Origin of the sequence: Pseudoalteromonas obscura, from assembly GCF_030135505.1 — a bacterium.
GTDB classification, from domain to species: Bacteria; Pseudomonadota; Gammaproteobacteria; order Enterobacterales; family Alteromonadaceae; genus Pseudoalteromonas; species Pseudoalteromonas obscura.
In genome coordinates this window covers 89,033-112,081 of the sequence record NZ_JASJUT010000001.1, presented here as the reverse complement: position 1 = coordinate 112,081, position 23,049 = coordinate 89,033, and the positions used below count along the sequence as shown (strand labels likewise).

The window sequence follows — 23,049 nt, the reverse complement described above, 5'->3', positions numbered from 1 at the left end:
TACCACCCACTGACAAACTTCATACGGATCTGAGGACGACTCCATGGTTCAACAAGTTAAGATATATCCAAACGGTAAAAGTAACCCGACACTTGAACATTCTGACTCAAATAGAGCTAATTTAGGCATATGTTTTTCCGGAGGCGGTTCGCGAGCATTAACCTGTGCTTGGGGACAGATGCTAGGTCTAGACACCTTAAACTTGCTGAAAAAAGCGCGTTATATTTCCTCAGTATCAGGTGGTACGTGGGCGTCATCAATATATTCGTTCTTACCACAAAAGTACTCGGATGAGGGGTTGCTGGGTGAATATATTACCCCTGCAAACCTGTCTGTCAGTGAGCAAACTGGCAAGTTCAATATTAATCAGCTCACAGAGCATAGTTTTGGTAACGTACCTGCGGGGATGGGAATTGATAACTTATTGGTGACCGCTGGAGCGTTTATTGCTAAAAATAAAGCCGAAGACCATCAATGGTTGTGGACTGATATTGTTGGCCAGCATGTATTATCGGTATTCAATCTTCGGGCGCAAGGGGAGAAAACTTGGACCTCTACCAAGTCATTTTCTTTATCTGAGAGTTATGCTCAGCAGTCGTTTCCAGATCTAGTGCCTAGCGACGAAAACTTTTTTTATTTGCGAGCAGAGCGACCATTTATCATTATGAATAATAATATAATGCTCCCTGTAGCCTCTGTGGACGGGAATAAATCCAATATCGTGCAACTACCAAATCAAGCAACGGCTATTTCGGCTGGTGCGAAGGGGCAAACACCTGATGGCGCATTAGTCGGTGGAGGGCAAGTTGAATCCTATGCGTACGCGTCTACCTTGCAACAAGACAGTGCATCAGAGTCACCTGTTAAAGTCACAATATCTGAGCGTTATGCTTTGATAGATATTGTAAGTACGTCGAGTTCATTCTTTGCAAATACAATAGCGAGTGCTTTTTCTGCAAAGGTAAACGACCCTGTAAGCTTGGCCGAGCTAATTGATAAGGTTATGCCACTGCTATCCGACTCAGATCAGAAAAACTTGCTTGGTGAACTAGAAAGTAATATTGAAAAAGATGCAACTACAGATGTGGCTAAGGCAATTTCCAATAAGTTTAAAGGTTTTATAGCAAACAATAAATTAAATGATATCGCAGATTTTATTCCAAGGAATAACTATTGGCCAATTGGGGTGAATAGCCAAAATTACCCTAACACGCTTTACACGGATGGCGGTACATTAGATAACACAGGCATTATTGGCATTCTCTCTCAAACTGACACTGGTGCCCCCGAACAAGTGCCGTTAAAACTGGTCGTTTTTGACAACACCAGTACACCGCTTGTAAAAAAAGGTAAAGTCATTGCTGGCGGGCAAGCGGCCCCGCTATTTGGTATTGACTACGACAACAAGTCTGGAGATCACCAAGTATTCAATGACAGTCAAAAAGACCCAACTCACCCAGCTTTCAAGGCGACAAGCTTATTACAGGTATTTGAGAATAGCGACAATGGAGAGGGAGACACGGCATTTTCACAGCTTGTTAGTGGTCTTTATCAGACAAACACAGGGAAAAGCAATATAGCAAACTCGCAGCCTGCATTTCATCAAATGACGTTAACTACGGTAGAAAACACACTGGCAAGCATAAGTTCAGGGCGACAGGTTGAAATTCTGTATGTGCAAAATGCGAAAATGCTAGATTGGCAAAACAGCTTACAAGACGCAACGCTTAAGAGTCAGATTTTAGCAGGGCAAAAAGGCCTAGATACTTTTTCGTCTGATTTAGATGATGCCAAACTGTTTGCCGAAGCAATGTCTGGCTTGTATTGGGACTCAGACCCTGCATTGGAAAAAAAAGCTTTGGCATTATTGAAGCAACCGGCAATGCCTTTTGCGAACTTTCCTTACTATAGTACCTTTTTGAAAATAGGTTTAGAGCCAAAAGAGTCGAATGCTTTGTCGCAGATGTGGGCATGGGCTATTGCCGATAACGCAAGCACATTAAAAAATGTATTAGCGGCATTTATCAATGATGACGTAATTTAGAAAGAAGCTCCCCTAAGTCATTGCAGGACATTTAAATTGCTGAGTGAGAGGCACTCAGCAATTTATATTGAAACTGAACCGCCTATTGAAGTTAATACATCAGCTTTATTCGCGATATGCTCCCCAAAATTCATCTACCTAACATTCATTAGACGATAAAAATTGTTTGATATATTTTGTACTAGCGATAATTTATAAAAGTAGCAATCTAGTAGCAGATGTAATGTCGTAAACAAAATAGGGGTAAAAAATGAATTATCTATCACACTTTAAATTAATGGCGCAATATAATCTTCGCATGAATAAACAGCTCATTGAAGCAGCAAGTATGATAAGCCATGAACAATTAACATCAGACAGGGGGGCATACTTTGGCTCTATATTGGGCACTCTTAATCATATCATAATTGCTGATATAATTTGGCTGTTACGATTTGCTCAGCACGATAAACGCTATCATTCACTTTTAGATTTGAGTGATTTGCCAATTCCAACAAAACTTGATGATACTCTATATAAAGACTTTGCGCTGTATTCACCGGTTCGAAGCCGCATCGATAACGCAATTCTGTGTTGGATCAATGATGAAGTTGAAGAATCTGATTTCCACAAAACATTGGTTTATAGTGATACAAGAGGCCAAACAAGTGAGAGAGAGTTTAGTGAACTAGTAGCTCATTTATTCAATCACCAAACCCACCATAGAGGTCAACTTTCGACATTATTTAGCCAACTTGGGATAGACATAGGTATCACAGACTTTTTGATTGATATTCCTGATGCACAACTTAAAACTGAGTCTGACGAGCATTTGTAGTATTAATAGCTGTCTCGTCTACAGCCTTTATGTATTGTTCCAATTCAGAAAAACAAAGAGGGCAAAGAGCTTTTATATGCGATAGGGCTTTGAATATTATTAGGTAATAAGAATAGCGCTAGTCAAAAAAGTGTATCTACGGTTAAGTTTGGCGCGGAAATGCTATTTACCGCTACGCTTATTTTTACAAACCTCGGAGGTTCATCATCAATCGTCTATTTAGCAAATATGCAAATACACTTATCGCCTTAGTAATGCTGATATTATTTGGTTGGGTTATATTTAGCAGTGCAAGTTTATTCGCATTAGCTATAGGTGCTCTGTTTGTATTGTTTAGTTCTGAGCATATCTATAATTTTATTACTCGCTCAGAAAAAGCTCGCATACAAAAATTATCTAGCACAAAGCTTGCAGGGCCATTGGCAATATTAATTCCTAGCATGATGCTATTTTTTGTCCAACTTTTAGTAAGGTTACTTAATGAATCTGGCAATACACTTTAAAACCGACAAGTTTGATGTTGCAAAAGAGCAGGTAAACCCTATTAACCCAAATTATGGAGAGTCCTTATTAATTTGGTTAAAAAGTAAATTAAAAGGACAGTTAGATATCTCCGAGCCAGCCGCTGAAGACTGGGGGTGGTATAGTACACTAACGTTTGAAGACAATCGCTATTTGATTGGTGCAAGTGTGTTTTATTCACCTGAAGAAGACTCCGTTCAAGAGCTAGAGTGGGTGTTCCAAATTGATAAACATCGAAGTTTAAAACAAAAGCTTTTTGGCCAAAATAAAATGTGCCTGACAGATCCATGTTTTATATTTTTTCACGAGATTATTAGTAATTGCGGCGAGTTTAAAGAAGTGGAAGTTTCCTAGGATATTGGTGCTTTTCCCGAACTTAGTTTAGAACCGAGTTCGGGTCTTAAATCCGACAAACGGCTCAAGCATTCAAAATTACCTCAAACCCACCATAAATCAGCCTTTTACCATCAAATGGCATTGCACCTTCACACATGGCTTTCATTCGGTCGTCATTGTGACACTTTGCCATACCCTCATCTCTGATTTCTTTTGACGGCCAAAAGACCCAAGAGAAACACACCGTTTCTTCGGCTTCGCACTTAACTGCTAGCCCGAATGATGTCTGCTCACCATCTGGTACATCATCTCCCCAACATTCAACTACACTAAGCGCACCATACTCTTTGAATATCTCAGCAGAAAGCTGCGCCATGCGCAGGTATTCACTTTTATTTTGATTAGGTACTGCCAAGACAAATCCATCTACATAGGCCATTTTCATTCCAATTAATTTTTATTTATAGGTTAACTAATCGTAGTGCAAATCACCTGTTTTGCCATACCATGCATTTAAGGTGACTTAAGCATTTTCCAGTTAACATCAATACACCATAATCCGCACAAATAATTTCACAGGTTATTGGGAGAGGGGGGGTGAACGTAGATTGACCGGTTGCGCAATCAATATAAATATAAATAGCGATAATGGATGGGTGGTAATAGGCGCCGGACTTTACTTTTTCCGGCGACCTTGTTTTTCAGCGGTATATCTATAGCAAAAAAGAGCCAAGTTTAATAACTTGAATGATTGCAACTAATGACCCACACATGATAAGCAGGTTTGCTTTTTTTTCTATTTTCTTCGCGATTTCTGCGTCTTTATCGGCCATGTTTGCCTTCAAAACTTTGCCTTGAAATGCCATGCCTACTGAAACCAAAAGTAAAACTAAAGTTATGGTTAAATCTGTCATCGATTCAGGTGACATTGGGTAATCCTCTTAATAGCTTTGAGCTTATTCGCAATGATGAGCAAGCCGTTTTATTAGGCCCACACGAGAGAGTGGGGATCCTATAGTAAACAACTCTGCAAATAAAGGACCTAGTATAAATCAGAGCAATTACACTTGACCACTCATAACACCTGAAGCAGATAACCAAACATTCAAAGGGTTAATGCCCCTAACTGCCATTAACCCTTTGTTTACTTGTTGTTTTTAGCTTGACTTTGAGATTTGCTTTTAGCATTTTCGGTTGTTATCTCTTGGCAATAAGTTTGGACAATTTGCACATTGCCAAACCACCCCTTGGGGTTGTATCTTACTTTGACCTGTTTTAAGCGCGATAAGTTATCTCCAAAGTACAACATTAATGCATGCTCTTAACTCTCTGGACCTTTTTTAATTGACCCCAAATCCACATCAGGATAATTGTAATAACAACCGTCCACACCATCTGTGAGCCTCAGATCTTGCACACCACCAGAAACGGCATATATCGTTTTATACATAGTGTTTAGCCAATTGAGGTGGGCATCAGCTTGCGCTGTATTATCCAAACCAGGTGGCATTTTGTTATCCCAGTAGGTTTGATATTGCAGCTTCATAATAGAAGAGCGCTGAGCAATAGCGGAATCTTTTGACGCTACCGTGTTTATTTTTCCGCCATAACTGTCTACCTTAAAGAGCGAGCCATATCCGCTCGTGTAACATGTTCGCCATCTTGATAGGAGATAGGTTTTCTTAAAAATGCGTAGGCACTGTTGATCATGTCTTTGGTCCAACATTTGGTTAGATAGGCTGATTTATATTTGCCAAAGCTATTGGGGCCAGAAGGACTAACTTGCTGCGTACCATTGAGATAGGTGTAATCTCTTAAAGTATAGTTAAAGTCGCCTTTTGATAATAACTTTATCTGATTCGCTTTTTTGAGGATTGCGCTAAACTCATTGCGCACTTTTAATTCAAATGCTGCCCAATCACCATGAAACTGTGGAATGTAATAAACAAAAGCTGTGATTGATATATTTTTTGCATCTTTGTGATTGAGAAGCATATTGGCCCAAACATGCCAAGTTTGCGGGTCTTGGTCACAAAAAGACTCTTCTAATAAGCGAATTATTTGTGTGAACTGTTCTTGCGATAAATAGTCGCCGTTTTCGTCCTGCCAATCCCATGAAAAATTTATTGTGTACATTCTCTCTGGTGAAGGCGGTGCATCTTTAAATATCAATTTTGTGATAATACCAAATTGTCCTCCGCCACCGCCTTTAACGCCCCAAAATAGGTCACAATGCTGATCTTGGTCACAATATATTTCTTCGGCAACACCGCGCGAGTTTTGTACAACAATGTAAACGCCAATCAAGTAATCCATTGCAAGACCATACATTCGAGACAATAAACCGTAACCACCACCTGTAACATGGCCCCCTAGACCAACAGAATAGCAGCTTCCAGCGGGTAGGGTACGCTTATAAATATTGTTTAGTATGCGATACATTTCCCAATTGCTGAGGCCAATTTCCATTTCAATAGTATCGGGCTTTTTAGAGTAGTCGAAACCGTTTAGGCTCCCTACATCTATAATAGCTTTGGTTTCACCGTTATATACGAAACTTTCATAACAGTGACGACCGCAAGTGATTTGAACTTCATGTGGCTTAATTTCCTTAGTATCAATAATATCTTGAAAAGCCAACACCACATCCGCACGATTTGTCGGTCTATAAACCTTCAAATCTGCGTTATTTGCATCGAATTTGTACAAAACTTGAGAGCGATAAGCGACTTTTTGCACATACTATTACTATATGGGTTGATTTTTACCTTTTTTGCATACAATATACATAAAGAGCACTTCAACTGTCACTCCTGTAGAGTGAGCAAAAAATCATAGGAATAGGAAAGTTACATATGAAACTATATAGATTCGTTACAGGCCCTGATGACGAAGTATTTTGTATGCGCGTATCAAAGTCACTGAATGACGGTTGGCAGTTGCACGGTAGTCCGACCATAACATTCAACGGAAAAACCCCGATAGCAGGTCAGGCTTTAGTCAAAGATGTACCTGATGAAGAATTTCATGATGGGATCAATTTAAGGTCATACTGAAACGATGTTTCATCCACTGGTTAAATAACGCCCATCTTCGCCAAATAGTTTGCATCAACCATTAAACCTTGTATTGAATAAGCCTCACTTGAAGAAAGATGGACTAGAAATTTAATAAAAATAGACTAATTTTATAAACAAGGCTTTACAAAGCACACTGAATGCAGCGAGCCGCATATTGGAGTGGTGCTGCATTTATAATAATTTTGTTATTGAGAATAGTGCGATTTCAACAATTAATCTATTTGGCTAACTAGGCGTGAGCGATGCTTTGTTGGTAAATTCAAAGGTTAAAGAGTTTAGCTTTTCTATCTGTAATATTTACTCATAATTGAAATTCATCCGTTTTAAAATTAAGGGGTTAAATGAACATGGTAAATTTGCCTACCTTCACTAATTTCCAGCGACATCGTATCGAATTAAAGAAGTAAATTTAGGTCATTATTATTGGTAAGGGATTCTGAATGAACCATATCAAGCAAAGGTATCATGCTTTGGTAGCGGTAAAATGCCTTGAAACATATGATCTTATTTGCTCAGCACTTGACTCAATGAATGCGATGCGGGTAGACAGTATCAGTGCAATAGTTGAACACACCTTCGTTTTTACCCCAGATATTATCCTTGTAGACAACAGTATACTTGCAGATAACGATTACAATACATTGTCCTACATTAAGGGGACGCAAAAACTCAGTCGAATTCCCATCATCATTACTAGCTCTGAAATATCAAGCCGACGAAAATTATTAAAACTCCCATTGGTCGGGTTTGCGCCAAACCCTTTATGCTTCAAATCTTTGAATAAAATGGTTGGGAGGTATTTATCTTCAAGTAACACGCGAGCATTACCTACACAAAGTGACTATATTGATACACTCACATCTCTTAACAACAAAGATGTACTGAAAATTGAATTAGGAAAACTGATTAAACAGTCTGAAACTTTCGATGATCCATTTTCTCTTTTGCTCATTGATATTGATGACTTTATGGCATTTAACTATACATATGGATACCATGAAGGAGATCAAGTTATTAGAAAAGTTGCGCGCTGTACGCAGTTATCGATGATTGGAATGGCAGGGGATATATATAGATATTCAGGAGCCCAACTTGTCGCTCTTCTTACTGAAAGTGGAATAGAAGAGGCGGAGTTGTGTGGTGACGAAATATTAAATAAAGTAGAGCGGCTTGATATACGCAATACCAACTCAAGTTATAGAAAAATTACCATAAGCGTCGGTATTGTAACTTTGTCGTGCTACAAAACCATCAGCGAGTATACTCTCTTAGAGTGTGCGAATAAATGCTTGGAGGAAGCAAAGTATTTGGGCAAAAACTGTTTCTATTCGCGATTTTTGTCACCATTCAACAAACCTGATTGATTCGTCGGTTGTTTAATGCCTTGCTATTTTCTGTACATATTGAGCCAGTAAAACTGTGCGCAACTCACCCAATTAAAGTTATGTTAAATTAATTATCATTGGCACTCATCAGGAAGTAGATACTCAGATTCAAATGCCGCAGAGTAATTTTTATGGTAACGCGCGTTTCGAATTCGGATAAAAATACGTTTGTTTTTAGACACCTTCAAGTGAGTTAAAACCTTTCCTCAGTTACCATTTCATATCTGCATTAAATCTTTCATGTTTACATTGCTTTTAGTATCCAGTTAAGTAGAGTTGTATTGTGAAGCAATACAAGGATATAACGTTGATAGCATCTCTATTCAAAAAATTAAGCGGCGTATTCCAAACAGCACGCACTGATAACTCAACTGTGATCCAAATTGCAGGGGATAATTCGGGTGATATTGTCATCAATGATCCGATAGCAGTGAAAGCATTCGAGGCTTTAAAAGCTGAATTAGATAAAAAGCAAATTGAAATTTCTGAAAAGGGCATTGAAATTTCTGAATACAAGCAGCAGCTTCAAACTTACCGACATATCATCTTGAATTTGAGTGAAAGCAAACAAAATAACGAATTGCCCGCCGAAGATGTAGATGCCGCATTACAAGCAATCATAGATAGTGGCGACGTCAATAAAGCACGCGCGCTACTATCACAGCTGATTGATGAAAACGAAGACATCATTCTCAAACAGGCAGAATATTATTATCAGCGCGGTTCGTTGTCTTATCTTCACGAGTCTACACAAACACTTAAGGATTTTGTCAGGGCAACGCAATTAAACCCTGAGCATACAAATGCTTGGACTAGGGCTGGGCATATGTATAAGCGCATTGGTGAATTAGGCAGCGCATTGCAAGCTTATCAACATGTTTTAAGCTTGGCTGAAAAGGCCGATGATGATGAAGGTAAAGCCGTATCATATGGTAATATGGGAATTGTTTACCAAATAAAAGGCGAGCTGGATAAGGCGCTTGAGTACTATAAAAAGAGCCTTGAAATCAATGAATCTCTAGGTAACAAACAAGGCATGGCAAATCAGTATGCCAATATGGGCGTATTATCTGAACTACAGGACGACCTCAATCAAGCAAAAGCGCATTGGGAAAAGGCCTTGGTATTGTACGAGCAAGTGGGCGCAAAGCTAGAAATAGCGGAAGTGTCTAGCTGGCTTGAAGAATTAGAGAATACAAAGGAGTCATAATTTTATGATGGAATGGTTTACCTCACTTGGTACAGGAGAGCAAATTGGTGCCTTGACGCTGTTGGTGAGCATTATCGGGGTACTTGTCGCTATATTCAAAAAGTCAGGGCGCAGTGAGCCGCAAAAATCCGTTAACCAGAGCATATCGGGTAATAACATTGAAAACGCCGTACAAATAGGCGGGGATAATAAAGGTGAGCTGCCGAAAAAGTAGCAGCCACCATTTTATGTTAAATCAACCTGTTTTTACTTTATCCAGCCTAATGGCTCTACCAATTGAGCTGTACCACATAAAACCTCTTGGCCATTTGCATCTAACCGTGTTTGTTGGCCATCAATCATATGAACCGTGTTGTCGTCGCCCCAATTTGACCCGTTATGAATGAGTTGGGTGTACGCAAAGTTGATAAACACCTGATTGTTTCGCACCACAAAGTATGGAAGCGCTTTAACGCCTTTGCTGTTATTGCTCGGCGCGGTATGGCTAATCGGGGTGTGGGTGATACGGGATGAGGGGTCGAGAGGCATGCTGGTGATGGCATAATCAATCGCTTTATTGTGCGCCGTTGTTGATGTGCCCACTGATTTCGTCAGCGAATACAGTAAGTAGCGCCCCCCAGAATGAGAGTCATTAGAGGAATTAGACGATGGCTGAGCATGATTTGGATGCATTTTTGCTACCACATGGAGAAATTATGGGACTGGATGACGCGGTAAAAGCACTAAGCGAAGAGCAGGGCAACTTGTTTTTTATTCCCGACAAGCCAACGCCTAACCACGAATTTTGTAAGCGGTTTAGCGTTGATATTGAAAGGGCACTTAGTCACCATGCTGGCAGTACTTACCAAACCCCGAAGCTAGACAAGATTTGATTCAGCTGCGGAACATTAAACTAAGAGAGGAATTTAAGCAGGGCGCTTCTGTCCAAGATTTGGTTCGACGCTATAAGTTGACCAGACAAAAGATCAACTTAATAGTGACCTCCGAAGCCAATGGCGCACCGATATTAGTTGGTGATGCGCACAAGCAAATGGAGTTGAAGTTGCAGGTTTGTGCTCAGCCTTCGTTGTTAGGTGCGGGGGCTGTTTTCTTTGATTCTTACTTGAATGAGTTTTCATCTGACAGTCGCCGAAGTGCCAGAAATCGGACAATGGTAACGCTACTTGCGCGAAGCGTCCAAGTGAGTTGACGAACGAAATTGAGCAACTTGTTATACATATTTTTGAACAAGAGCCTTTAATTCATCTTTTTCGGCTTCACTTTCAAATGAATTTGCCGGAATAATTAGGGCCATCAATTTATCAACAAAGATGTATAGGTCACCTTTATTTTCTTCAATTGCCTCAACTGCATCCCACTTATAGAAGCAACTACCTAGATGGTGTGTTTCATTTATGCCACCTGATTGGAACTCTATTGTTTTTTCACCAATCATTACGCCATTTTCATTTGGGATTGAGAGTATTTTTATTTTATTAATGTTGTAGAGAAACACAACAAGGAATATTGAAAATGGAATCGCTGTGATCAATGCAGATTGCCAATGAAAATCAGAAAAGCTAACTGACTTGATTTGTAAAACTGCTAAAAAAATTACAGTCAAAAGAAACCAAATAATCATATTTCTGAGAAAGCCAGAGCTTTTTTGGTTTTTAGGAGTGCAAAGCCTCTTTACAACAAAGTCTGAGTAACCTAAGTAATCTTGCTTTGTAATAGTTACTGTTTTAATCATTAGCAGAGAATATCCATGTATGTATATCGCTTTAAAAATAGGCATAAAATTATAGGCTACACTGCTGCCCTGCGGCAAGCCTATTATTTTATGCCTTAATCAACTTGTTATTTGCATTTACTCTGAATTTTAGTTTGCAATGGAGTTTGACGATTCCGTTGCAGCAACTTGTTAGGCATATCTGAGTTCACGCTCACCGTCTTCTGTACGACATATTTACTGAAATACGGCAGCAGTGAAATTTAGACAAAGCTTGATATAGTTACCGCTCTTTCTCTCTGAAGTGACTATTGCTTCGTTAAGAGTTTTCCCTTTAAACCAGTTAGTCATTTCCTTGCATTCGATATGATCACCCATATCTTCAAACGACTCATCACTTATATATTTGTCGATTCCACAATACACTCAATCGATAAATACACGAAACCAAATTCCTGATGACTCTTGTAGCCAAAGTAGAACTACATCATCGCCATCCTTGTCGATGAATGCCTTTGCATGAGAAAAAGCGACTCCTGACAAGGCATCAACTTTTCCTTCGAAATGCTGAAATACTCTATCCATCATTCACTTGTGCCTAACGCCCAAATAGTGGGCTAAAATGGAGCGAAGCGAACTGCCCGCTGTTTTTAGTCCTGATTAATTTGCTTGTTAGCTTTTGATGATTTACACCAGCTACTTTTTTCATCCCGACCTCGATTCCATATAAGAAACTCCACAGAATCGACAGTATTTAGTATATTATTTCCTACGGTTTCGACGAGTATTGCTTCACATGCGTCGTCGGTTTTACCACCAACAATTAACCCATAACTTTTATCTGATTCAGGAATAAACCGAAAAGTAATAGGGCAAAAAGCGTAACCGCCAAACCCTTGTTTCCCTTCGACAAAAGCCGTTAATGCAATCTTTTTATCAGCCTCTATTTTCGTATAACTCCCATTATAAGGTACTTTATACCTATGAGAGCAATCATCTTCCTTTTTATATATATAAAATAACGCATCATCATTTATTACTTTTATTGATGATGTAGCATTAACTGATGGTGGCACGACATACATAGGAGTAGCACAACCAGATAACCAAATTAAAACTATTAATACACCTAAATACTTCACCTAAACTCCTAGAGAAAGCCAACAATTTAATATCGACCCAGTGGGTCGTTTATCCGATTGGTCCAGTTTTAACATAAATAATAACATGTTGCTACATATCACCATTTTATGGCCATGGTGTTTTACCAAATATAAAAACGACCCATTTGGTCGTTTCCATGACTACAGGGGCAAGTTGCTAGTTAAGGACCTAAAAAGCAACGTTCTCAAAAAACGAGGACTGCGGCTGCCAAATTTTTACTTTAGCCTAATATATCGGCTTTACTTCAAAGCACCGTAAAACATTTTACACCTAACTTCCTCCCCCTAATTTGCCAGACTAGCCATGTGTTCAACCACATGGAAATGGCATGGAAAAACTAAAACAACAGCTCATTGACCATGAAGGGTATGAACGAAAAGTTTATATGTGCCCTGGTGATTAATCGATAGTCAAAACACAAGAACTTGCCAACTGAACCACGACACTTGGCCAAGAACGCATCCAGCGCCAAGGCATCGGCCTCTAAAACATTGGTAAGCTCAATTTCAAACTCCCAATAGGCGCCTTCAAGGTCATAGACCTCAGAGGCATTATTGGCTTTACTGACATGCAAATGACTATTGGGAACCAGCCGAAAAACACAGCTTTTTGGGGGCTTAGGTAGGGGAAGGTGCTCCATATTTTTTATCGCTCTTTGCTTTACTGTGTGAGCGAGTTTAAAAAATTAGGAGCGGGGATTTAGGCGTAAAATGTTTTACGTTAAACCTTGAAACAATCTCAGTACCAACCGTATTATTGGTGATGATAAGTTACAGAAATATCGCTGATATTACATTGCTACAAGGAAGCGAATGTTAGAGTTTTACAAAGAAAATCAAAATGCAATTCTTCGTTACTCAAGTGAAGGTGTTGCTCCCCATTGGTTATATCCTAAATTACGAAGTTCAGAGGTTGTTAAAATTAGTAAGGTCTTTAACTTAACTAAAGAAGACCTCATTTCAAACATAGAACAATATGACACTCTTGGGGCTGTCGAATTCAAAATTGCCACACTTAGCGGGGATTACTACTGTTTCCCTAAGCAAATACTGAATTTAGACAATGACTTGTATGTCCACAAAAGTATAGAACTGAATAAAAAATTGTTTATTGCTGAAAGAGGCGTATCGATTTTTGGAAAGCTTGATAATTTAGTCTCGACCTCTATTTTTTTAGGTGGTGAAAATGAAAACTCGATACCAAAAGGTGTCTTCGAAAAACTCCAGAGAGATTTCCCAAACAGTTATGAATTGAATAAATATGCATCGGCACGCGTCAGTAGCATAATATCTTCGTATATAGAACTGGGAGATGATCATGAAGAGAAATATCAAACTTACATGAATAATAAAGTATCACTAAAGGGGGCTGATTTAAATTCTCAATTTGCCAAATTCGAGGTACAAAAATATAATTCACTGTTAGAAAAGCTTAACTACATGCTAGAAAATGAAATTGCATACTCAGAAGCACAGTGGCAAAAAGAACTATTACAAATAATACTCTTAATATACCCAAAATACATCCATATTTTCAAAGAAGCTCCTGTAAGAGACACATATAGCAATACAACTAAAAGCATAGATTACTTGCTTGTCGATTCTAGCGGTAATATAGATATCATAGAAATCAAGAAGCCCTTTGACAAATGCATAGTTACCTCTCGAACATATAGAGATAACCACATCCCCCTAAGAGAGCTTTCTGGAACATTAATGCAGATAGAAAAGTACCTATACTTCTTAAACAAATGGGGTAAGAAAGGGGAAGATTACCTTACCAAAAAGTATGAATCAAAGTTAGGAGTTAACTTTAGAATAAAGGTAACAAATCCTAGCGGAATTATTATCATGGGCCGAACTGACGGGATGAGCTTTGAGCAAAAACAAGATTTTGAAATTATAAAACGGAAATATAAAAGCGTTATTGACATAATAACCTATGATGATTTGTTAGAAAGGCTCAGATATACGGTTCAACGTTGGACGAATACTTCTCCCAAAAGCTGAAAAAGAGTAGCTTTTAATAGGGAACCTTGACTCTTCATGATTCACTCGCTTTGGTTACTGCTACTAACAAGCTTCCTTTTTTGTATGACGTTCGAACCTAGATCAATAAATATCAAAGTCACCATCTAATAGTCACTCAAATTTTTGACATATTGAAAACCAAGTACTTTGCTTATTTTTCGTGGCAACAACAAAGCAAAGGAAAGAGCATGCAACATTTTATTCAAAAATTAAACATCAATAATTTTAAGTCGTGTAAAGAGTTCGAAACTGAGCTTACAGCCTGTACTCCCATGGTGGGTTACAACAATGCTGGAAAGTCAAACGTATTGGAAGCGATTGAGTGGCTACTAAAAGACAAACTATTAAGTGCCGAAACATATTATGACCCAGCATTAGATATCGTAAACTGAAGATGTCTTGCAATTATTAGACAATGAGCATCGAGACCCTCTAAGACCTTATATTGAAAATGGCGACGTCAAAATAAGAAGAACACAGCCAGCCAAAGCAACAAAAAAAACTGATATAGTCTTAGAAATTTACAACTATGAAGATAATGAATTCAGAAAAAATCCACGGGGAATTTGGAATGCTATTAAAGGTATGTTTCCAGATCCAATAAAAATAGGAGCTATGGAAGATGCAAGTGAAGATGCAGCGCGAGCCAAGTCTACCTCAACTATTGGTAAATTATTGAAGGAATTACAACCATCAATAGAACAAAAACACACAGAATTAGTGAACAAGCACCTTAATGCTATTAGCCGCAGAATATCCGCTAATGGCAGCAAGCGCCCTGAACAACTTGCCAATATAGACAGCTCAATCAATTCGAAACTTCAAAATATTTTCCCTGGAATTAATATAAAGCTTCATTTTAACATTCCGATTTTCGATGAAATATTCACCAGTGGTACTCTAAAAGTATATGAGAACAATAACGAAGGTAGAGATATTAAGGATTACGGACATGGTGCTCAGCGCTCTATTCAAATGGCATTAATACAGCATCTAGCTGAAGTAAAACGGAGCGCTGATGCTAGATGCACAACATTATTACTAATTGACGAACCTGAATTGTATTTACACCCATTTGCAATAGAGCAGGTCAGGGAAGCACTAGGTATTTTGGCAAACAATGGATACCAGGTCATATTTTCTACTCACTCTGCACAAATGATAACCCCTGATACAGCTCAAAATACCCTTCTTATTAGGAAGTGCGCTGAACGTGAAACTTACACTAGACAACGGATCTCAGATGCGATTGCGCTGGTTGAACCCAGCACAGCTGCACAATTGGAACATCTTTTTTCATTAACTCAATCTACGCAAATACTTTTTGCAGAAAATGTAGTCTTAACCGAAGGAAAGACAGAATTGCGACTCTTACCCTTCATCTATAAATGTATATTCAATAAGACCCTTGGCCAAGACAACATTGCACTAATTGAAACTGGATCTGTTGATAATGTTGGTAAGACTTTGCGTATTTTAGATAAGATGGATTTACCTGCAAAAGCAATTGTTGATTTAGACTATATATTCAAGGGTGCCATACATAATGGTTACATCGATGAAGGTGATGGAAGCTTAGGAGTGCTAAGACAAATTCTGGAGGCTCTCAATGCTCAAGGTACCATTACAATGAAAGGTGATACCCCTAACTCTCAACATTGTGCCATTCTGGCACTGCAACCAGAAGCAGCGGGTCCGATTCAAGACCTGCATGATAAATTACGTGTACATAATATTTGGCTGTGGACTAAAGGTGCAATAGAAAAACATTTAGGAATAGAAAATAAATCTGAGTCTGCTTGGGCTGCTTTTAAGGCCAAGATAAAATCTGATGGAGTTGAAGCATCATGTACAGAATTCCAATCTATACTCGAGTGTTCGCAATGGATAAGTAACTAGCCTGTTGATTTCATAGCCCTAAACACAGCACCACGAGAGCTGACGCTCTCAACCACCACAGCCTCAATCTGCCGAGCAATGTTTGAACCAATCACATTGCCTTGCTCGGCATTGGCAGAACCTTCTACGGTGATCTGATTTGTAATGTTAATGTAACGCGCGTTTCGATTTTGGATAAAATTACATTTGTTTTTAGATATCCAAAAGTGAGTTAAAACCTTCTCCCGTTTACCATTTCATTTCTGCATTAAATCTTTCATGTTTGCATTGATTTTAGTATCCAGTTGAGTAGAGTTGTATTGTGAAGCAATACAAGGATATAACGTTGATAGCATCTCTATTCAAAAAATTAAGCGGCGTATTCCAAACAGCACGCACTGATAACTCAACTGTGGTTCAAATTGCTGGAAATAATTCAGGTGATATTGTCATCAATGATCCGATAGCAGTGAAAGCATTCGAAGCTTTAAAAGCTGAATTAGATAAAAAACAAATTGAAATTTCTGAAAAGGGCATTGAAATTGCTGATTACAAGCAGCAGCTTAAAACTTATCTAGACATCATATCTAATTTAAGTCAAAGCAAACAAAATAACGAATTGCCCGCCGAAGATGTAGATGCCGCATTACAAGCAATCATAGATAGTGGCGACGTCGATAAAGCACGCGCGCTACTATCACAGCTGATTGATGATAACGAAGACACCATTCTAAAACAGGCCGAGTATTATTATCAGCGTGGCTCGTTAACCTATCTTCATGAGTCTAAACAAACACTAAAAGATTTTGTCAGGGCGACACAATTAAACCCTGAGCATATAAGTGCATGGAATATGGCCGGCCATATTTATAAGCGCATTGGTGAATTAGGCAGCGCATTGCAAGCTTATCAACATGTTTTAAGCTTGGCTAAAAAGACAGGTAACAGTGACGGCAAATCTGTATCGTATGGCAATATGGGGCTTGTTTACGATATACAAGGCAAGCTAGATAAGGCGCTTGAATATTACCAAAAAAGCCTTGAAATTAATGAATCTCTAGGTTGCAAAGAAGGTATGGCCAATCAGTATGGCAATATGGGGATTGTTTACCAAATACAAGGCCTGCTGGATAAAGCGCTTGAATATTACCAAAAAAGCCTCGAAATCGAAGAATCTCTTGGCCGCAAAGAAGGTATGGCCTGTGATTATGGCAATATAGGGGTTGTCTACAAAACACAAGGCAAGCTAGATAAGGCACTTGAATATTACCAAAAGAGCCTTGAAATCAATGAATCTCTTGGTCGCAAAGAAGGTATGGCGATCCAGTATGGAAGTATAGGGAATGTACACCAAATACAAGGCGAGCTGGATAAGGCGCTTGAGTATTACCAAAATAGCCTTGAAATCAATGAATCTCTTGGTCGCAAAGAAGGTATAGCCAGTGATTATGGCAATATAGGGAACGTTTACCAAATAAAAGGCGAGCTGGATAAGGCGCTTGAGTATTTCCAAAAGAGCCTTGAAATCAATGAATCTCTTGGTCGCAAAGAAGGTATGGCGAACCAGTATGGGAATATAGGGGTTGTTTACCGAATCCAAGGTGAGCTGGATAAGGCGCTTGAGTATTTCCAAAAGAGCCTTGAAATCAATGAATCTCTAAGCTGTAAAGAAGGCTTCGCGCGCCAGTATGGTAATATGGGGAGTGTTTACCATATACAAGGCGAGCTGGATAAGGCACTTGAATATTACCAAAAGAGCCTTGAAATCAATGAACCTCTAGGTAACAAACAAGGTATGACCATTCAGTATACCAATATGGGGCTTCTATATGAGCAACAGGGGGACCTCAGTCAAGCAAAAGCACATTGGGAGAAGGCCTTGGCACTATCCGAGCAATTAGGTGCAAAGATTGAAATTGAGAAAGTGTCTAACTGGCTTGCAAAACTAGAGAACACAAAGGAGTAAGAACTATGATTGAGTGGTTTACTTCACATAGTATCGGTGAGCAAATTGGTGCATTGACACTGCTGGTGACAATTATTGGAGTGCTTGTCGCTATATTCAAAAAGTCAGGGCGTAGTGGGCCGCAAAAATCCGTTAACCAGAGCATATCGGGTAATAACATTGAAAACGCCGTACAAATAGGCGGGGATAATAAAGGTGAGCTGCCGAAAAAGTAGCAGCTACCATTTTATGTTAAATCAAGTTTTTTTCACTTAATCCAGCCTAATGGCTCTACCAACTGAGCTGTACCGCATAAAACCTCTTGGCCATTTGCATCTAACCGTGTTTGTTGGCCATCCACCATGTGAACTGTGTTGTTGTCGCCCCAATTTGAACCGTTGTGAATGAGTTGGGTGTACGCAAAGTTGATAAACACCTGATTGTTTCGCACCACAAAGTATGGAAGCGCTTTTATGCGGCGAGCCCAACTAAGTACTTGCATGACATATACGCCATTGTTGCCCCCGCAGGCACCGATGCCGCAGACGATAACGTTACGGATGACAGACCGATTATTACCATCCGATACGGTGAAGTGCCTTTTGTGCCAACCAGCGTGGCTAAGGTGATAACCATGGCGTGTGAGCATGCCAAAGCAAGACGGCGCTTTTCGGTTGTTGCGGGCCAAGCTGGCATTGGTAAAAGCAAAGGACTTGAGCGCTACTGCGAAGAAAACCCGCTTGCAATACTGATTGTTGGCAGTGAGCAAACGACCAGTAAACAAGTGATTGAATCACTATGCACCTCGTTAGGTTTACCCCGAAAGCCGAGTGTTGCCAAAAACATCGAGAACATTGTTAGAACAATCGAAAACACCGAGCGCATCATTCTGTTAGATGAGGCAGACAAGTGTAAGCCAAGTGCGTTAGACCCGCTTAGGACCATATCGGATGCAGCCAAGGTGGGTGTGTGTTTGATTGGCAATATTCAGCTCGTAGACAAACTGCAAACCAACGAACGTTATGAGCTGATCTATTCTCGTGTGTGTTTTTGGCCAAAGCCGATTGGAGAAGTACCCGTAGAAGACATTAAAAACCTATTCAATGAACTTACCCAAGGCACTGTGCCGCTTGAGTCCGATGACGAGCAATGGTGGCAGTGGTTACATAAAAGGGTAGAGGGAAATTCGAGGCTCCTAGTCGAAAACCTGCTCCCTCATATCCTGAGCCACAGCCGGAAAAACCCAAACAAAAAGTTAGACAAGCTCTTGGTGAACTCAATCTTCGCCAATGTACTGAATCAACAAGCTGTATAAAACAACGAGCCTAGCTGCAACTGGGCTCATTAATTAAGGAAAACACCATGTTAAGAGTAAAGATATATCACCATACCTTTGGCGGTCATTCCGACCAACACATGCTGAATGTTTTGGCCACAGTGGACCCAAGCGGCTCCATATTAGATGGCGTAAACGGCAATGTACCAGCGGCGTTTTGTATTTTCCTTGGGCAGAGGTTATACGAGTGCAAGCAATTAGCCAAGGTTAATTTAGAGGTAAGTTTTACCAAGGAATTTACCAACCGTTTTGGGCACATAGCGACTTTATGCATTGATGACTCCAAACCGTGGGACTTTGAACTGGAAAAGTTTGTGATATTCCCAGAGCACCGAGTAGAACGCGTGGAGGATGCAGCATGAACCCGATGATTAAAGCGATAAAAGCGGCGCAACGCGCAGCTGGCATTGATCAGGTATGCCATGTGAAAAACGTTAAACAGATAAGCAGTGGTCTCACAAATAGTTGTACTGGCCTTACTAAGAACCAGCAACGAGCACTGCTTAAACGCTATCAGCAAATGGCCCCTAGGCAAGAAATGCCAAAGCAATTAAAGCTGATTTATAGCCTCTGGGGGCAATTGGCCAGTGCAGGGAAAGTCGAAAAAGACTCAAAACAAGCATGTGATGCTTTTTGTGAGAAGTTTTGTGACGGTAAGCTCCTGTACAATGCACAAAGTCACTGGCAAGCAGTGATAGAGATTTTAAAGCAATGGCTACATCGTAAGGAGACGAATCATGCCTAGAGGTGAATCTATCGTGATCAACCCCGACAGACCGCTATATGAAGAGGCAGAGTACGACAACTTACCGCCAAGTATTAAGCGTATTGGCAAGCTAAGGACTAAATGGGACGAAACAAGAGAAATGCAAGCCGCATCAAATGAGTTCAGCATTGAGCAGCTGTTAGAGGAATTAGACGATGGCTGAGCATGAATTAGATGCATCTTTGCTACCACACGGCTTGCGTTTGTTTGTGGAAATTATGGGGCTGGATGATGCCGTAAACGCCTTAAGCGAAGAGCAGGGTAACTTGTTTTTTATTCCCGACAAGCCAACGCCAAATCACGAGTTTTGTAAGCGGTTTAGCGTGGATATGGCAAGGGCGCTTAGCCACCATGCTGGCAGTACTTACCAAATCCCAAAGCTAGACAAAATAATGATTCAGCTGCGGAACATTAAACTAAGAGAGGAATTTAAGCAGGGCGCTTCTGTCCAAGATTTAGTTAGACGCTATAAGTTGACCAGACAAATGATCAACTTAATAGTGACCTCCGAAGCCAATGGCGCACCGATTTTAGTAGGCGATGCGCACAAGCAAATGGAGTTGAAGTTGTAGGTTAAAATCAGCCTTCGTTGTTAGGTGTGGGGGCTGGTTTCTTTGAAGTTTTAACTTGACCTTTTAGACTCACGCCCTAACTCATTTTTGGAATAAACACGGAAGAGAAAGGGCTGCTGTGTGCCTGCAAACGTTTGACGTCATTTTTAATGCGCTTATTAGGTGCCAGTATATTATTGCTGAAATCCTCGTAACCAAACCAGCACTTAACTACATAATGAACATCATTGATTTTTGAATTGTATAGGGGCTGATAAATGCTTGGCTATACTTGTGAAGCGAAGCGAAACCGAGGCAGCTTTAGCAGTCCCACTTTATTGGCTTGTTATGTTTATTTCGGCTGCGGACCTAACCCCCCCTGTTCCGCTCGAAATTCAACTTCGAAGCTTTTTAGAGCCATACAGTCATTATTGTAAATAATTTCATTCATCGTAGCGACAAGGTAGCGTTTTGTTTTTAAGTCATGTTTAGAGTTATTTATTGCGGAAATCACTGTATCCACAGAGGGGCAAGTAGCTCGTTGTGCGTCATATTCTACTTCCTTTAATACTCCAATCAAAATGACTGACGTCCCGAAAAGCGAAAAGAATGTACCAGGAGCTCCTCGTTTCAAGATAAGTTTGTACTCATTCCAGTTAGCTATCAAGTCTCCCGTATTACCATAAATACCATTTACAAATAGTTTATATCCTAGGAAAACAATTAAAAAACCAACCCCAACAAGTCCTAGCTTATATAAGAGTGCTGAAACCAAATTTATATCCATATTCACTTTCCACCTAAGTCAATTATTAACTCATAAAAATAACAACTTAATATAGACCAGATGTGTCGTTTTTCTACCTCTAGTTGGGTCATTTTTCTGATTCATCCAGTTTTAATATAAATAACAACATGTTGCTACATATCACCATTTCCCAAAGCTAGACAAAATAATGATTCAGCTGCGGAACATTAAACTAAGAGAGGAATTTAAGCAGGGCGCTTCAGTCCGAGACTTGGTTCGCCGCTATAAATTGACCAGACAAATGATCAACTTAATAGTGACCTCCGAAGCGAACGGCGCACCGATATTAGTAGGCGATGCGCATAAGCAAATGGAGTTGAAGTTGTAGGTTATAAATCAGCCTTCGTTGTTAGGTGTGGGGGCTGGTTTTTGCCCGCGAAGCGGAATAGCGAAAAATGGCACAGTAAAACTTGTCCGATTAATCAAATTGTTAGAGCTTTATACTCCAAGCTTCTGCCGACCCTTTCTAACTAGTTCTTGATGTATTCCTACAATAGAACCTGCCGTTTCATGTAGCTTATTTACAACTTCAAAAAACAAATTCGGATTTTCATCCTCCCACTCTGGAGGAACCGTCTGCCGTGTATGGTCTCTTGCAGGAAATGTGTTAGTTGCAATCTGACCTAAATAGTCCCCTATAAGATGATGTAATTTTGAGCGGAGTTCTTCGAGTTCTTTATCTAAGAATTCATGATCTGCATCATTCCATTCGTAATAGAACTTTTCTAATTCCTTTATGCTATCCCTAGGCCATGAAAACCCCGCCATGTTTTGTTCATCAATAAAGCTAATACTTCCTTTAGATGGCATGACTTCTTTAAATTTAGAAAACAGCTTTATATCAATAGGCTTCACATGGTTGTCAACTTGCTCTTGAATCTTATTCTCACCATTATCTAAGCCGTGGTTTTCTAAAATCAATTTCAACGCTACAACAAGGGTCTTTTTTAGAGAATTCCTAGCAGGTGCTTTTTCCTGCGCGTCTGAAGCCACACTATATGTTAGAACTCTCTTAGACCTAAGATCGAATGGTAATGATTCGGGTTGCCCATACTCAATATTCATAATCATAATAATTCTATTCCACCCAAGAACTTTTATCGCGTAACCGAGCTCTATAAGTACATTTGGGTTGGGAGACGGCTTTTTAGCATCACTATCAATAATTGATACATCACATACAAAAGCTGATGCAGAATCAATTTTAGAGAAAATTGACTGACTAATATCTGGGGAGCCTGCTATACCTAGCGTATCACGATCTATAACCGGCTGTACTTCAACAGATTCATCATTTTTTAATTCTGAAATAGCCTTTTCTAAAGCACTTGAGATCAAATTTCGATTAGTATTTCCTGGACTATCTGACTGCCAAGAATAAAACACTTTTTCTGTCACTAAACCTCCGAAAGCTCAAACAATTTAATATTGACCCAATTGGTCATGTTTCTAATTGTACCAGTTTT

The 23,049-nt window shown here is 39.6% G+C and carries 32 protein-coding genes and 1 pseudogene; 20 read left to right on the top strand and 13 right to left on the bottom strand.

The genetic code is table 11. The annotated features are described in order from the left end of the window. Positions 1-43 precede the first annotated feature (43 nt). The 3 genes from QNM18_RS00555 to QNM18_RS00545 all read left to right on the top strand — a co-directional run bounded on the left by QNM18_RS00555 (position 44) and on the right by QNM18_RS00545 (position 3,737). Positions 44-2,044 carry a hypothetical protein gene (locus QNM18_RS00555; protein WP_284136003.1) on the top strand — a complete coding sequence of 667 codons (2,001 nt, stop codon included), beginning with the start codon at positions 44-46 and terminating at the stop codon, positions 2,042-2,044. Positions 2,045-2,294: 250 nt separating this feature from the next. Continuing rightward, positions 2,295-2,861, top strand: a complete 567-nt coding sequence (locus QNM18_RS00550; protein WP_284136002.1) for a DinB family protein — start codon at positions 2,295-2,297, stop codon at positions 2,859-2,861. Positions 2,862-3,341: 480 nt separating this feature from the next. Beyond that, complete coding sequence (locus QNM18_RS00545; protein ID WP_284136001.1) at positions 3,342-3,737, top strand: hypothetical protein; 396 nt, start codon at positions 3,342-3,344, stop codon at positions 3,735-3,737. A gap of 64 nt (positions 3,738-3,801) precedes the next feature. Here QNM18_RS00545 and QNM18_RS00540 read toward each other — a convergent pair whose 3' ends face one another. From QNM18_RS00540 to QNM18_RS00525, 5 genes are all read right to left on the bottom strand, one after another. Then, complete coding sequence (locus tag QNM18_RS00540; protein ID WP_211012145.1) at positions 3,802-4,158, bottom strand: DUF1428 domain-containing protein; 357 nt, start codon at positions 4,156-4,158, stop codon at positions 3,802-3,804. Between the two features lie 274 nt (positions 4,159-4,432). After that, on the bottom strand, positions 4,433-4,648 hold the full coding sequence (locus tag QNM18_RS00535; protein ID WP_211012144.1) for a hypothetical protein: 216 nt from the start codon (positions 4,646-4,648) through the stop codon (positions 4,433-4,435). A gap of 215 nt (positions 4,649-4,863) precedes the next feature. Then, entirely contained in the window at positions 4,864-5,028 is a 165-nt protein-coding gene (locus tag QNM18_RS27290) for a BBE domain-containing protein (protein ID WP_417714757.1), read from the bottom strand. A gap of 12 nt (positions 5,029-5,040) precedes the next feature. Then, positions 5,041-5,265 carry a hypothetical protein gene (locus QNM18_RS00530; RefSeq protein ID WP_284136000.1) on the bottom strand — a complete coding sequence of 75 codons (225 nt, stop codon included), beginning with the start codon at positions 5,263-5,265 and terminating at the stop codon, positions 5,041-5,043. A 68-nt stretch (positions 5,266-5,333) separates the two neighbouring features. Then, the gene (locus QNM18_RS00525; protein WP_284135999.1) at positions 5,334-6,458 is read right to left on the bottom strand and encodes an FAD-binding protein; all 1,125 of its coding nucleotides are present in this window, start codon (positions 6,456-6,458) and stop codon (positions 5,334-5,336) included. Between the two features lie 116 nt (positions 6,459-6,574). Between QNM18_RS00525 and QNM18_RS00520 the strand changes: the two genes are divergently transcribed. The 4 genes from QNM18_RS00520 to QNM18_RS00505 all read left to right on the top strand — a co-directional run bounded on the left by QNM18_RS00520 (position 6,575) and on the right by QNM18_RS00505 (position 9,608). Continuing rightward, positions 6,575-6,775 (top strand): DUF1737 domain-containing protein, encoded by a 201-nt coding sequence (locus QNM18_RS00520; protein WP_211012142.1) that lies wholly within the window; start codon positions 6,575-6,577, stop codon positions 6,773-6,775. Positions 6,776-7,239: 464 nt separating this feature from the next. Then, positions 7,240-8,163 carry a GGDEF domain-containing protein gene (locus QNM18_RS00515; RefSeq protein ID WP_284135998.1) on the top strand — a complete coding sequence of 308 codons (924 nt, stop codon included), beginning with the start codon at positions 7,240-7,242 and terminating at the stop codon, positions 8,161-8,163. Between the two features lie 328 nt (positions 8,164-8,491). Then, the gene (locus tag QNM18_RS00510; RefSeq protein WP_284135997.1) at positions 8,492-9,394 is read left to right on the top strand and encodes a tetratricopeptide repeat protein; all 903 of its coding nucleotides are present in this window, start codon (positions 8,492-8,494) and stop codon (positions 9,392-9,394) included. Positions 9,395-9,398: 4 nt separating this feature from the next. Further along, positions 9,399-9,608: a hypothetical protein gene (locus QNM18_RS00505; protein ID WP_284135996.1), complete on the top strand. Its 210-nt coding sequence runs from the start codon at positions 9,399-9,401 to the stop codon at positions 9,606-9,608. A gap of 32 nt (positions 9,609-9,640) precedes the next feature. Here the strand turns inward: QNM18_RS00505 and QNM18_RS00500 are convergent, their stop codons facing one another. Next, entirely contained in the window at positions 9,641-9,976 is a 336-nt protein-coding gene (locus QNM18_RS00500) for a hypothetical protein (RefSeq protein WP_284135995.1), read from the bottom strand. Positions 9,977-10,041: 65 nt separating this feature from the next. Here QNM18_RS00500 and QNM18_RS00495 point away from each other — a divergent pair, with 65 nt between their 5' ends. Together QNM18_RS00495 and QNM18_RS00490 are read left to right on the top strand one after the other, a co-directional pair. Beyond that, positions 10,042-10,266 (top strand): hypothetical protein, encoded by a 225-nt coding sequence (locus tag QNM18_RS00495; RefSeq protein ID WP_284135994.1) that lies wholly within the window; start codon positions 10,042-10,044, stop codon positions 10,264-10,266. After that, positions 10,263-10,583, top strand: a complete 321-nt coding sequence (locus QNM18_RS00490) for a hypothetical protein (protein WP_284135993.1) — start codon at positions 10,263-10,265, stop codon at positions 10,581-10,583. The genes QNM18_RS00495 and QNM18_RS00490 overlap by 4 nt, the downstream gene beginning before the upstream one ends. Positions 10,584-10,604: 21 nt before the next feature. Here QNM18_RS00490 and QNM18_RS00485 read toward each other — a convergent pair whose 3' ends face one another. From QNM18_RS00485 to QNM18_RS00470, 4 genes are all read right to left on the bottom strand, one after another. Then, complete coding sequence (locus QNM18_RS00485) at positions 10,605-11,126, bottom strand: YcxB family protein (RefSeq protein ID WP_284135992.1); 522 nt, start codon at positions 11,124-11,126, stop codon at positions 10,605-10,607. A 405-nt stretch (positions 11,127-11,531) separates the two neighbouring features. Further along, positions 11,532-11,693, bottom strand: coding sequence for a hypothetical protein (locus tag QNM18_RS00480; protein ID WP_284135991.1), 162 nt, complete (start codon positions 11,691-11,693; stop codon positions 11,532-11,534). Positions 11,694-11,755: 62 nt separating this feature from the next. Next, positions 11,756-12,247: a hypothetical protein gene (locus QNM18_RS00475; protein WP_284135990.1), complete on the bottom strand. Its 492-nt coding sequence runs from the start codon at positions 12,245-12,247 to the stop codon at positions 11,756-11,758. 359 nt (positions 12,248-12,606) lie between these two features. Next, complete coding sequence (locus QNM18_RS00470) at positions 12,607-12,909, bottom strand: hypothetical protein (RefSeq protein WP_284135989.1); 303 nt, start codon at positions 12,907-12,909, stop codon at positions 12,607-12,609. A gap of 172 nt (positions 12,910-13,081) precedes the next feature. Between QNM18_RS00470 and QNM18_RS00465 the strand changes: the two genes are divergently transcribed. The 5 genes from QNM18_RS00465 (at position 13,082) to QNM18_RS00445 (ending at position 18,358) form a co-directional block, all read left to right on the top strand. Then, positions 13,082-14,278 carry a Shedu immune nuclease family protein gene (locus QNM18_RS00465; protein WP_284135988.1) on the top strand — a complete coding sequence of 399 codons (1,197 nt, stop codon included), beginning with the start codon at positions 13,082-13,084 and terminating at the stop codon, positions 14,276-14,278. Positions 14,279-14,487: 209 nt separating this feature from the next. Beyond that, positions 14,488-14,691, top strand: a complete 204-nt coding sequence (locus QNM18_RS00460; RefSeq protein WP_284135987.1) for an AAA family ATPase — start codon at positions 14,488-14,490, stop codon at positions 14,689-14,691. 7 nt (positions 14,692-14,698) lie between these two features. Then, entirely contained in the window at positions 14,699-16,198 is a 1,500-nt protein-coding gene (locus QNM18_RS00455; RefSeq protein WP_284135986.1) for an ATP-dependent nuclease, read from the top strand. Positions 16,199-16,523: 325 nt separating this feature from the next. Then, positions 16,524-18,143 (top strand): tetratricopeptide repeat protein, encoded by a 1,620-nt coding sequence (locus QNM18_RS00450; RefSeq protein ID WP_284135985.1) that lies wholly within the window; start codon positions 16,524-16,526, stop codon positions 18,141-18,143. 5 nt (positions 18,144-18,148) lie between these two features. Next, positions 18,149-18,358: a hypothetical protein gene (locus QNM18_RS00445; RefSeq protein ID WP_284135984.1), complete on the top strand. Its 210-nt coding sequence runs from the start codon at positions 18,149-18,151 to the stop codon at positions 18,356-18,358. Positions 18,359-18,390: 32 nt separating this feature from the next. Here the strand turns inward: QNM18_RS00445 and QNM18_RS00440 are convergent, their stop codons facing one another. Continuing rightward, the gene (locus QNM18_RS00440) at positions 18,391-18,624 is read right to left on the bottom strand and encodes a hypothetical protein (protein ID WP_284135983.1); all 234 of its coding nucleotides are present in this window, start codon (positions 18,622-18,624) and stop codon (positions 18,391-18,393) included. Here QNM18_RS00440 and QNM18_RS00435 point away from each other — a divergent pair. From QNM18_RS00435 to QNM18_RS00415, 5 genes are read left to right on the top strand one after another with little or no spacing between them, the layout of a single operon-like run. Then, a complete protein-coding gene (locus tag QNM18_RS00435) occupies positions 18,619-19,437 on the top strand; it encodes an AAA family ATPase (protein WP_284135982.1) in 819 nt (272 codons plus the stop codon). The two genes, QNM18_RS00440 and QNM18_RS00435, sit on opposite strands and share 6 nt — an antisense overlap. 47 nt (positions 19,438-19,484) lie before the next feature. Continuing rightward, a complete protein-coding gene (locus QNM18_RS00430; RefSeq protein ID WP_284135981.1) occupies positions 19,485-19,820 on the top strand; it encodes a hypothetical protein in 336 nt (111 codons plus the stop codon). After that, on the top strand, positions 19,817-20,203 hold the full coding sequence (locus QNM18_RS00425; protein ID WP_284135980.1) for a phage protein GemA/Gp16 family protein: 387 nt from the start codon (positions 19,817-19,819) through the stop codon (positions 20,201-20,203). The genes QNM18_RS00430 and QNM18_RS00425 overlap by 4 nt, the downstream gene beginning before the upstream one ends. Next, the gene (locus tag QNM18_RS00420) at positions 20,196-20,387 is read left to right on the top strand and encodes a hypothetical protein (RefSeq protein WP_211012128.1); all 192 of its coding nucleotides are present in this window, start codon (positions 20,196-20,198) and stop codon (positions 20,385-20,387) included. Before QNM18_RS00425 ends, QNM18_RS00420 begins: the two co-directional genes overlap by 8 nt. Next, complete coding sequence (locus tag QNM18_RS00415; RefSeq protein ID WP_284135979.1) at positions 20,380-20,796, top strand: Mor transcription activator family protein; 417 nt, start codon at positions 20,380-20,382, stop codon at positions 20,794-20,796. The genes QNM18_RS00420 and QNM18_RS00415 overlap by 8 nt, the downstream gene beginning before the upstream one ends. Before the next feature lie 331 nt (positions 20,797-21,127). On the opposite strand, the gene QNM18_RS00410 is transcribed toward QNM18_RS00415, so the two are convergent. Continuing rightward, positions 21,128-21,562 (bottom strand): hypothetical protein, encoded by a 435-nt coding sequence (locus QNM18_RS00410; RefSeq protein WP_284135978.1) that lies wholly within the window; start codon positions 21,560-21,562, stop codon positions 21,128-21,130. Positions 21,563-21,719: 157 nt separating this feature from the next. On the opposite strand from QNM18_RS00410, the pseudogene QNM18_RS00405 reads away from it, so the two are divergent. Continuing rightward, a pseudogene (locus tag QNM18_RS00405) lies at positions 21,720-21,911 on the top strand (hypothetical protein); the annotation flags it as partial. A 110-nt stretch (positions 21,912-22,021) separates the two neighbouring features. Here the strand turns inward: QNM18_RS00405 and QNM18_RS00400 are convergent. Beyond that, positions 22,022-22,981, bottom strand: a complete 960-nt coding sequence (locus tag QNM18_RS00400; RefSeq protein ID WP_284135977.1) for a hypothetical protein — start codon at positions 22,979-22,981, stop codon at positions 22,022-22,024. Positions 22,982-23,049 lie beyond the last annotated feature (68 nt).

What these genes read in the sequence shown, in the direction of transcription:
- QNM18_RS00485 (WP_284135992.1), bottom strand. Translation starts at nt 11,126, where the DNA reads ATGATTAAAACAGTAACTATTACAAAGCAAGATTACTTAGGTTACTCA.
- QNM18_RS00540 (WP_211012145.1), bottom strand. Translation starts at nt 4,158, where the DNA reads ATGGCCTATGTAGATGGATTTGTCTTGGCAGTACCTAATCAAAATAAA.
- QNM18_RS00520 (WP_211012142.1), top strand. Translation starts at nt 6,575, where the DNA reads ATGAAACTATATAGATTCGTTACAGGCCCTGATGACGAAGTATTTTGT.
- QNM18_RS00555 (WP_284136003.1), top strand. Translation starts at nt 44, where the DNA reads ATGGTTCAACAAGTTAAGATATATCCAAACGGTAAAAGTAACCCGACA.
- QNM18_RS00495 (WP_284135994.1), top strand. Translation starts at nt 10,042, where the DNA reads ATGGCTGAGCATGATTTGGATGCATTTTTGCTACCACATGGAGAAATT.
- QNM18_RS00460 (WP_284135987.1), top strand. Translation starts at nt 14,488, where the DNA reads ATGCAACATTTTATTCAAAAATTAAACATCAATAATTTTAAGTCGTGT.
- QNM18_RS00420 (WP_211012128.1), top strand. Translation starts at nt 20,196, where the DNA reads ATGCCTAGAGGTGAATCTATCGTGATCAACCCCGACAGACCGCTATAT.
- QNM18_RS00480 (WP_284135991.1), bottom strand. Translation starts at nt 11,693, where the DNA reads ATGATGGATAGAGTATTTCAGCATTTCGAAGGAAAAGTTGATGCCTTG.
- QNM18_RS00445 (WP_284135984.1), top strand. Translation starts at nt 18,149, where the DNA reads ATGATTGAGTGGTTTACTTCACATAGTATCGGTGAGCAAATTGGTGCA.
- QNM18_RS00515 (WP_284135998.1), top strand. Translation starts at nt 7,240, where the DNA reads ATGAACCATATCAAGCAAAGGTATCATGCTTTGGTAGCGGTAAAATGC.
- QNM18_RS00550 (WP_284136002.1), top strand. Translation starts at nt 2,295, where the DNA reads ATGAATTATCTATCACACTTTAAATTAATGGCGCAATATAATCTTCGC.
- QNM18_RS00410 (WP_284135978.1), bottom strand. Translation starts at nt 21,562, where the DNA reads ATGGATATAAATTTGGTTTCAGCACTCTTATATAAGCTAGGACTTGTT.
- QNM18_RS00415 (WP_284135979.1), top strand. Translation starts at nt 20,380, where the DNA reads ATGGCTGAGCATGAATTAGATGCATCTTTGCTACCACACGGCTTGCGT.
- QNM18_RS00465 (WP_284135988.1), top strand. Translation starts at nt 13,082, where the DNA reads ATGTTAGAGTTTTACAAAGAAAATCAAAATGCAATTCTTCGTTACTCA.
- QNM18_RS27290 (WP_417714757.1), bottom strand. Translation starts at nt 5,028, where the DNA reads ATGTTGTACTTTGGAGATAACTTATCGCGCTTAAAACAGGTCAAAGTA.
- QNM18_RS00430 (WP_284135981.1), top strand. Translation starts at nt 19,485, where the DNA reads ATGTTAAGAGTAAAGATATATCACCATACCTTTGGCGGTCATTCCGAC.
- QNM18_RS00470 (WP_284135989.1), bottom strand. Translation starts at nt 12,909, where the DNA reads ATGGAGCACCTTCCCCTACCTAAGCCCCCAAAAAGCTGTGTTTTTCGG.
- QNM18_RS00535 (WP_211012144.1), bottom strand. Translation starts at nt 4,648, where the DNA reads ATGTCACCTGAATCGATGACAGATTTAACCATAACTTTAGTTTTACTT.
- QNM18_RS00505 (WP_284135996.1), top strand. Translation starts at nt 9,399, where the DNA reads ATGATGGAATGGTTTACCTCACTTGGTACAGGAGAGCAAATTGGTGCC.
- QNM18_RS00530 (WP_284136000.1), bottom strand. Translation starts at nt 5,265, where the DNA reads ATGAAGCTGCAATATCAAACCTACTGGGATAACAAAATGCCACCTGGT.
- QNM18_RS00425 (WP_284135980.1), top strand. Translation starts at nt 19,817, where the DNA reads ATGAACCCGATGATTAAAGCGATAAAAGCGGCGCAACGCGCAGCTGGC.
- QNM18_RS00545 (WP_284136001.1), top strand. Translation starts at nt 3,342, where the DNA reads ATGAATCTGGCAATACACTTTAAAACCGACAAGTTTGATGTTGCAAAA.
- QNM18_RS00440 (WP_284135983.1), bottom strand. Translation starts at nt 18,624, where the DNA reads ATGCAAGTACTTAGTTGGGCTCGCCGCATAAAAGCGCTTCCATACTTT.